At 67.6% G+C, this 8535-nt stretch carries 6 protein-coding genes; 4 read left to right on the top strand and 2 right to left on the bottom strand.

Annotation, left to right across the window (positions count from 1 at the left end):
- Positions 1-726, top strand: a 726-nt coding sequence (locus tag RWO33_RS17365) for a 2-oxo acid dehydrogenase subunit E2 (protein ID WP_314106431.1), incomplete at its 5' end; no start/stop codon positions are given.
- 140 nt (positions 727-866) lie between these two features.
- Here RWO33_RS17365 and RWO33_RS17360 read toward each other — a convergent pair.
- Positions 867-1499 (bottom strand): NAD-dependent dehydratase, encoded by a 633-nt coding sequence (locus tag RWO33_RS17360; RefSeq protein ID WP_145478892.1) that lies wholly within the window; start codon positions 1497-1499, stop codon positions 867-869.
- A gap of 134 nt (positions 1500-1633) precedes the next feature.
- Here RWO33_RS17360 and RWO33_RS17355 point away from each other — a divergent pair, with 134 nt between their 5' ends.
- Positions 1634-3187 (top strand): GGDEF domain-containing protein, encoded by a 1554-nt coding sequence (locus RWO33_RS17355; protein WP_314106429.1) that lies wholly within the window; start codon positions 1634-1636, stop codon positions 3185-3187.
- Between the two features lie 42 nt (positions 3188-3229).
- On the opposite strand, the gene RWO33_RS17350 is transcribed toward RWO33_RS17355, so the two are convergent.
- Complete coding sequence (locus tag RWO33_RS17350) at positions 3230-4171, bottom strand: DUF808 domain-containing protein (protein WP_314106427.1); 942 nt, start codon at positions 4169-4171, stop codon at positions 3230-3232.
- A 179-nt stretch (positions 4172-4350) separates the two neighbouring features.
- On the opposite strand from RWO33_RS17350, the gene RWO33_RS17345 reads away from it, so the two are divergent.
- Together RWO33_RS17345 and RWO33_RS17340 are read left to right on the top strand one after the other, a co-directional pair.
- On the top strand, positions 4351-5991 hold the full coding sequence (locus RWO33_RS17345) for an AarF/UbiB family protein (protein ID WP_186308895.1): 1641 nt from the start codon (positions 4351-4353) through the stop codon (positions 5989-5991).
- Positions 5992-6239: 248 nt separating this feature from the next.
- Positions 6240-8342, top strand: coding sequence for a phosphoglycerol transferase I (locus RWO33_RS17340; RefSeq protein WP_314106433.1), 2103 nt, complete (start codon positions 6240-6242; stop codon positions 8340-8342).
- The last annotated feature ends 193 nt before the right edge of the window (positions 8343-8535 follow it).

Raw genomic sequence — 8535 nt, 5'->3', positions numbered from 1 at the left:
GCCGCGCCCGTGGCCCGCGCCGATGCCCGCGCGCCGTTGTCGGCCGCTGGCAAGCCAATGCGCACCCAGCCGCCGGGCGTGGTCGCCAAGGGCCAGCCGGAACCGCTCAAGGGCGTGCGCCGCAACATGGCGCGGGTGATGGCCGATGCGCACAGCAAGGTTGTGCCGACCACGCTGAACGACGATGCCGACATCCACGCCTGGGTGCCGGGCAACGACGTCACCGCCCGCCTGGTGCGTGCGATCGTGGTCGGCTGCCAGAAGGTGCCGGCGCTCAATGCCTGGTTCGATGGCGATGCGCTGACCCGCACCCTGCACGCGCACGTGGACGTGGGCATCGCGGTGGACACCGACGATGGCCTGTTCGTGCCCGCCCTGCGCAATGCCGACGTGCTGGACGCGCGCGGCATCCGCGAGGGCGTGAACCGCCTGCGCGAGCAGGTGGAAGCGCGTTCGATCGCCGCCTCCGAACTGAGCGGCTACACCATCTCGCTGTCCAACTTCGGCATGTTCGCCGGCCGCTACGCGACCCCGGTCGTGGTGCCGCCGTGCGTCGCCATCGTCGGTGCCGGCCGGGCCCGCCACCAGATGACCCCGGTGATGGGCGGGGTGGAAGCGCACAAGGTGATCCCGCTGTCGGTCACGTTCGACCACCGCGCCGCCACCGGCGGTGAAGCCGCCCGCTTCCTGCGCGCGATGCTGGACGACCTGGCCTTGGCGAACTGATCCATCCGCCTGGATGTGTCTGATGCGATGACGGCCACCCCAGGGTGGCCGTCATCGTTTGGCGCATGGATGAGTCTCCGTTTCATTTCCATGCGTTACCGGGTGAGGAGAGGTTATCGGCGGTCGATTGGCATCCGACCCTACCCCAGTTCGGCGGATCCGATCACGTGGACGCCAGGCCGTGGTTGCAGTGCCGCTTCGACCATCGCGGCAGCGATGCGCTCGGCGGGATTGATCCGCCATGCGCGGGGCAGCACCGGCCCCAGCGCGCCCAGCACCAGGCTGGCCAGGTGCTCGCCGGTGCGTCGCTCGCTGCGCTCGCCGCCGATCAGCCCGGGCCGAACCAGGCTCAGCGAGGGATACCCCAGCGCGCGCAGGTCCTGTTCCAGTCGCCCCTTGACCTGGTTGTAGAAGATCCGCGACCCGGCGTCGGCGCCCTTCGCCGAGTTCAACACGAACGCATGCGCGCCGCGTGCCCGCGCCTGCGCGGCCACCTGCAGCGGATAGTCGTGGTCGATCCGCGCAAACACCTCACGGCTGCCAGCCTGCCGGATCGTGCTGCCCAAGGCGCAGATCACCGCGTCCACCGCCCACCAGTCCGGCTCCAGCGGCAACCGCTCGAAGTCCACCACCGGGTTGTGCAGGGCGGGGTCGGCCACGTCCAGCGGCCGCCGGGTCGGCGCCACCACCCCGTCGCAGCGGGGATCCTCGAGCAGTTGCTGCAGTACGTGCCCGCCGACCAGCCCGGTCGCGCCCACCAGCATCACCTTCATCGCATACTCCTGCGGTCCGATTCCCTACCATCGTGGCACAGCACCGGGTTCAAGCCGACGACACCGGCGCCGATACTGTTCCAACGCTTCCCCCGTCCGGCGCTCGCAGCCGGTGACCCACCAGGACCCGCCGCATGAAGGACCCGCAGGACGCTCTTCCCAGCCCCAGCCCCGGCACTGCCGTGGGTCGGCTGCTGTTGCGCCGGCAGGCCAGGGACAGCGTGGCCGGCGCGGATGCGGAAGCACCGGGACCCAAGGGAGGCAGCAGCGCCATGCTGCAGCGCCTGTTCGCCGGGGCCGACCAGCCCGAACCGCTGCTGGCTGCCTTTGCCCATGGGATGTCCACCCTGCCCGGCGAGCTGGGCGACATGGGCCTGCGCCTGCAGTCGGCGCAGCGCAGCGCCGACTGGGTCAGCTACGGCCGCGCCATGCGCCAGCTGATCGACAAGTACATCCGCACCATCGAGCAGGAAACCCCTGACGGGCAGCCCGACAGCCTGCGCCTGCGCGAGCTGCTGCGCGTGACCCTGGGCGTGACCGTTGCCAGCCTGCTGCAGAACATGCCGGAGCTGAAGGACGAACCGGTGCAGTTGGCCGCCGAACTGCGCCAATGGCACCCCGGCCAGCCGCTGCAGCCGCTGGAACTACGCCTGCGCGAGCTGACCCACCAGATCGGCGTGCGCAGCGATGGCTGGCAGGAACAGCAGGAGCTGCTGCTGAGCCTGTTCGACCTGCTGCTGGACAACATCGGCGAGCTGCTCGACGACAGCAGCTGGCTGCACGGGCAGCTGCATGCGGTACGCGAGCTGATCGGCGGCCCGTTGGACCGCGACTCGGTGGAGCAGGCGCGGGCCAACCTGCGCGAGGTGATCTACAAGCAGGGCCTGCTCAAGCAGGGCATCATCGAATCGAAGGCGGCGATGAAAAGCCTGATGGGCGGGTTCATCGAACACCTGGATGGCATGGCGGTCAGCACCGGCGAATACCACGACCGGATCAGCAGCTACGCGCTGGCGCTGAAGGAGGCGCGCAGCATCGCCGACCTCAACCAGCTGCTGCAGGACGTCCTGCAGGACACCACGCGCGTCCAGGAACAGGCGCTGCAGGCGCGCGACCACTTGGGCAACGCACGCCGCGAAGTGGAACAGGCTGAAGCGCGCATCGCCGAACTGGAACAGGAACTGCGTGATGTGTCCGGGCTGGTGCGTACCGATCCACTGACCGGCGCGCTCAACCGGCGCGGCTTTGACGAACTGCTGGAGCGCGAGCTGGCGCGTGCCGCGCGGCACGCGCATCCGCTGGCGCTGGCGCTGCTGGACCTGGACGATTTCCACCAGACCAACGAAGCGCATGGACACCCCGGCGGCGACGCGATCCTGCGCCACCTGGTCACGGTGTGCCAGCTGCTGTTGCGCAGCAGCGACACCATTGCCCGCATCGGCGGCGACGAGTTCGTGCTGCTGATGCCCGAAACCCCGGGCGCGGACAGCATGTCCACCCTGCAACGCCTGCAGCGTTCGCTGGCGCAGCGCCCGCTGCAACTGGACGGCAAGCGCGTGCCGGTGCACTTCAGCGCCGGACTGAGCCAGTGGCAGCCCGGCGAAAGCGGCGACGCGCTGCTCAAGCGCGCCGATGCGGCGTTGTACGCGGCCAAACGGGTGGGCAAGAACCGCGTCCAGGCGGGGTAATGCCCCGACGAACGGGAGCCACGCAGGGCGTGGCTCTACGCCTCAGTGCGCCGGCGTTTTTCCGCGCATTTTCTGGAACCCGGTCACCGCGGCCAATACCACCGCACCGGCGATCACGCCGACGACGAGGTTCGCGCCCGCTTCCACCAGCCAGCCCCACGGTGCCACCTTGCCGGCGATGCCCAGCACGACGTGATGCACCGCCGGCACGTTGTGCACCAGGATGCCACCGCCGACCAGGAACATGGCCAGGGTGCCGGCCACCGACAGGAACTTCATCAGCCACGGCGCCGACGCCACCAGGCCGCGTCCGAACGCGGCCAGCGCCCCGCCCTTCTTCGACAGGTACAGGCCCACGTCATCCAGCTTCACGATGCCGGCCACCAGCCCGTACACGAACACGGTCATGCCCAGGGCGATCACCACCAGCGCGGTGACCTGGTTGAGGAACGGAGCGGCCGATACCACGCCCAGCGACAGCACGATGATTTCGGCCGACAGGATGAAATCGGTGCGGATCGCGCCCTTCACCTTGTCCTTTTCCCACGCCACCATGTCGACCTTCTCGTCGGCCAGCGCCTTGAGCCGGGCGGCCTTCTGCTGCTCGTCCTCTTCCTGCGAATGCAGGAACCGGTGCGCCAGTTTTTCCACGCCCTCGTAGCAGAGGAACGCGCCGCCGATCATCATCAGCGGCACCACGATCGGGATCGGATAGCCCTTGCCCTTCAGCCAGGCTTCCAGCGCGCTGATCGCCAGCGCCGCCGGCACCAGGATCGCCTTGTTGACCAGCGAGCCTTTGGCCACGGCCCATACCACCGGCAATTCCCGGTTGGCGTTCACCCCGGTGACCTGCTGCGCGTTCAGCGCCAGGTCGTCGCCGAGGACGCCGGCGGTCTTCTTGGCCGCGACCTTGGTCAGGATCGAGACGTCATCGAGCAGGGCCGCAATGTCGTCGAGCAACGCAAACAGGCTGGCACCGGCCATGGCAATCCAGAAATCGGAGGGAGGCGCCGATTCTGCCCGATCCGGCCACGTTCGTGGAAGATCGCCTGGATTCACCGCCCCACCACCGCCCAGCGGCGACACTGCGGGTCCGTCCTGCCCCGGAGCCCTGCTTGAATACCTCGCCCGTCATCCCCGGCTCGCCGTCGCTGGTCAAAGGCATGAACCGCCGCAGCCAGATCCTGCGCCTGCTGCTGCGCTACCGGCATTCGGGGGTGTTCTCGGGAATGAACCTGGATTCCCGCGCCGTGCACGACCTGCCGCCGGAGGGCAACCCGGAGCAGTTCGTCACCGACCTGGAATCGCTGGGCCCCACCTTCGTGAAGCTGGGCCAGATGCTGTCGACCCGCCCGGACATGGTCCCGGTCGAATTCGCCACCGCGCTGGAACGCATGCAGGAAAAGGTCGCGCCGATCCCGGTCGAGCGCATCTACAGCATCATCGAGCAGGAACTGGGCGCCCCGGTGTCCAAGCTGTTCTCCAGCTTCGACCCGGTGCCGCTGGGCTGCGCGTCCATCGCCCAGGTGCACCGCGCGCAGCTGCATGACGGCCGCGACGTGGCGGTCAAGGTCCAGAAGCCCGAGGTCGCCGCGCAGCTGCGCTCGGACCTGGAGGTACTGCGCAGCTTCGCGCTGGCCGCCGACCACCTGACCCAGGTCGGGCGCCGGGTGCGCCTGCGCGATTGGCTCAACGAGTTCGCCAAGACCCTGATGCAGGAGCTGGACTACCACGCCGAAGCCGAGAACCTGCAGCGCTTCGGCCAGCACCTGCGCCCGTTCAAGCCGCTGTGGGTACCGCAGCCGATCTGGGATTACTGCAGCCACCGCGTGCTGACCATGGAACTGGCCCAGGGCGTGCGCGTGGACATGATCCCCGACGTGCGCCGCACCGAAGAGCCGATGGCGCCGCTGGCCGCTGCGCTGATCCGTGGCTACATCGACCAGATCTTCGTGCATGGCGAGATCCACGCCGATCCGCATCCGGGCAACCTGCGCGTCACCCCGGAAGGCCGGCTGGCGATCTTCGACCTCGGCATGGTCGCGCACATGCCGCCGCGGCTGCGCGAGCGCCTGCTCAAACTGCTGTTCGCGGCGGTGGACGGGCGTGGCGAGGAAGTGGCCGACGAAATCATCGGCATCAGCACGCGCCTGGAAGCGTTCGACGAGGAACGCTACCTGCGCGAAACCGGCCAGGTCATCGCCCGCTATGCCGCCAGCGGTACGTTCTCCGAAGGCCGCGTGGTGCTGGACCTGGTCCGCATCGCCACCGCCAGCGGCCTGCGCACCCCGCCGGAGTTGAGCCTGCTCGGCAAGGCACTGCTGAACCTGGAAGCGGTGTGCCGGCTGCTGTCGCCGGACCTGGACACGCGCCGCATCGTCGAGCGCCAGCTGCAGCACGTGATGCGTGCGCGTCTGAAGAAGTCGCTGTCGGCGGCCAACCTGGCCAGCGAGGCGATGGAAGTGCAGCAGCTGCTGCGCGAGGGCCCGCGCAAGATGTCGGACATCCTGGCACTGCTGGCGGAAAACCGCCTGCAGATGAAGGTGACCGGGCTGGAAGAATCGCGGCTGATGGAGAACCTGCAGAAGATCGCCAACCGCGTCTCCGCCGGCATCGTCACCGCCGCGCTGATCCTGGCGGCAGCGATGATGATGAAGGTCGACACCGGATGGCATCTGTTCGGGTATCCGGCGATCGCATTCACCTTGATGCTGATTGGTGTGTTCCTTGGATTGGGCATCATCCTCAGTGCGTTGCTGTTTGATCGCCGCGCGCGGTCGCGGGAAGAGCGCGGGCATCGGTAGCGGCTGACGCAGTAATGTCAGGTGATGGCAACGGCACGCGGAAGCGTGCCGTCTTCACATGCGCGTTACTCTTTTGAACGCAATGCGGTGTACGCACGCGCACCGCATTTCCAACAAACATTTCAGTCAGGTTCGTGCAGGCATGATCCGGTCATCGGCCTGTCATGCAGTTGTGTTGGACAGCCGGTCGGATGGGAAAACGTCGTCATGGCGTCCATCACCACCTGTCTCCGCTGCCGATGATGCCTATGCTCTGGATCCTGCTGCTGTCGCTGTTGCTGCTCACCTGGTTGCTGCTTGCGTCAGGTCGCTGGGCATGGTGGAAGGCAGGGCTGATGTCGCTGCTGCTGTTGGCGCTCAGTGCATGGTGGCTGATCAACAAGCTCTCCGGCGATGGCCTGAATGCGGCCACGCTGTATCACCTGCGCGCAGACATGGAAGGCGCCGGCGTCTCCGACTTCAAGGGCTACATCGCCGGCTTCATCGCGCTGGCGCTGCTCTCGCTGCTCCCCCTGCTTGCCCCACGCATCAAGCGTTGGCACCGCACCGCGCACGGTCGCGGCGTGTTTGCCGGCTTCCTCGCGGTATGGGTGCTCGCGATCGGCGTCAGCCCGCTGTACCGCGATGGCCAGCGGCTGTACCAGCAGATGCGCCCGGTCGATTACAGCATGGTGGCCCCGGAGTACCGCGTGCCGCAGCAGCCGCTGCGCAAGCCGCGCAACATCGTGTGGATCTACGGCGAAAGCCTGGAGCGCACGTATCTGGATGAGTCCACGTTCCCGGGGCTGATGCCGAACCTGAATCGCCTCGCCGGCCAATCGCTTGACGTGCGCGGGCTGGTCTCGGCCGAGGGCGGTGGTTGGACCATCGCCGGCCTGGTGTCGTCGATGTGCGGCGTGCCGCTGACCACCGCGCAGGGCGATGAGAACAGCATGGACCGCATGGGCAGCTTCCTGCCCGAAGCGGTGTGCCTGGGCGATTACCTCAAGCAGCAGGGCTATACCAACCATTACCTGGGCGGTGCCAACGGCCTGTTCGCCGGCAAGGGCCAGTTCCTGGCCACGCACGGCTTCGATGCAGTGGATGACCTGGCCTGGTTCAAGCAGCAGAAGATCGCGCGCGCGCATTTCTCCACCTGGGGCGTGCACGACGACGTGCTGCTGGACAAGGCGTATGACCGCTTCATGAAGCTCTCCAAGGCCGGCCAGCCATTCATGCTGACCACGCTCACCATGGATACCCATCACCCGGCGGGGCACCTGCCGGTAGCCTGCAAGCGCACCCGTTACCAGAGCGACTACGGCAACATCGGCTTGCTCAATGCACTCAAGTGCACCGATGGGCTGATCTCCAAGCTCGTCGACCGCATCCAGGCCAGTCCTTACGGCGACGACACGCTGATCGTGATCGCCTCCGACCACCTGGCCATGCCCAACGACCTGAGCCACATCCTGGCCAGGCAGAAGCGCGAGAACCTGCTGCTGTTCCTGGGCAAGGACATCGCCCCGCGCCAGCTTGCGGCCGAAAACGGCTCCACCCTCGACTCGGGCGCGACCCTGCTCAGCCTGATCGAGCCGGAGATCGGCGAGATCGGCTTCGGGCGTTCACTGCTGCAGCCCGAGCGCCCGAAGAGCGCCAGCGCGGCGGCGTTCCGCGACGACGGCAAGGACTTCCCGCGTTACCTGGCGTTCTCGCGCTCGTTGTGGCTGGGCGACAAGACCCGCCAGCTGCGCATCGACGACGACAACCAGGTGGTGATCGGCCTGCAGCATGTGCAGCCGCCGGTGCTGCTGGAATACGACAGGCAGTGGGACCTGAAGTCGGTCTATCTGGAAAACACCTCCAAGCAGTTCGACCTCGCCGACCCGGCCAACACGCTGGCCTACGTCGATCGCTGTACCGCCTTCGAGGATGGCTCGGCCGACGGTGACTGGTGCGCGATGCTGGTCAACCGCGACAAAGGCATCAAGTTGTACCGCGATGACCAGCTGCGCCAGGGCTTTGCCGTGGATGCGCCGCTGGATCCGTTCAATGGCCCACGCCCGAGCATCCGCCAGGCGCACATGATCACCCAGAAGGGTCGCCGCACCCGCGCCGGCCAGTACATGCTGCAGCTGGTGGCGAAGCAGTCGCCGGACCGTGGCTTCTGGATCGAGGCGGTCTCGTCTAAGCGCAAGGTGGTGGTGGCCCAGCAGTGGGTCCAGCCCGATGCTGAAGGCCGCATCAGCGTGCCGGTCGGGCTGGATCACGAGGTGGATGACCTGGAGATCCGCGCCTGGCTGAACCATGCCGAGAAGCTTGCGGTCGACACATTCGCGCTGGTTCCGTCACGACGTGGCAATCCCGGCTGATCCTGCTGGAACGGGGCCCTTCGGAGGCCCCGTTTTGCGATGACACGCACACCCTGGGCCGGGACGGACCGGCAAAATCGGCGCCCGCCGAGGTACAACCGGGGAGCACACCATGCCGGGCCCATTGCCGGCGGCCCGCTGCGCGGCGGTCGCGCCGTTGCCGGCCCGCTGCCGCGCGGGCAGCATCCCGCAG

The sequence above is a fragment of the uncultured Stenotrophomonas sp. genome (assembly GCF_963519925.1).
Classification (GTDB): Bacteria; Pseudomonadota; Gammaproteobacteria; order Xanthomonadales; family Xanthomonadaceae; genus Stenotrophomonas; species Stenotrophomonas maltophilia_AE.
Note: the sequence above shows the minus strand (reverse complement) of the source record. Positions and strands in the feature narration are given on the sequence as shown.

Bases quoted from the DNA above. Each gene is read 5' to 3' on its own strand.
- RWO33_RS17360 (WP_145478892.1), bottom strand. From the start codon at position 1,499: ATGAAGGTGATGCTGGTGGGCGCGACCGGGCTGGTCGGCGGGCACGTA.
- RWO33_RS17355 (WP_314106429.1), top strand. From the start codon at position 1,634: ATGAAGGACCCGCAGGACGCTCTTCCCAGCCCCAGCCCCGGCACTGCC.
- RWO33_RS17350 (WP_314106427.1), bottom strand. From the start codon at position 4,171: ATGGCCGGTGCCAGCCTGTTTGCGTTGCTCGACGACATTGCGGCCCTG.
- RWO33_RS17345 (WP_186308895.1), top strand. From the start codon at position 4,351: ATGAACCGCCGCAGCCAGATCCTGCGCCTGCTGCTGCGCTACCGGCAT.
- RWO33_RS17340 (WP_314106433.1), top strand. From the start codon at position 6,240: ATGCTCTGGATCCTGCTGCTGTCGCTGTTGCTGCTCACCTGGTTGCTG.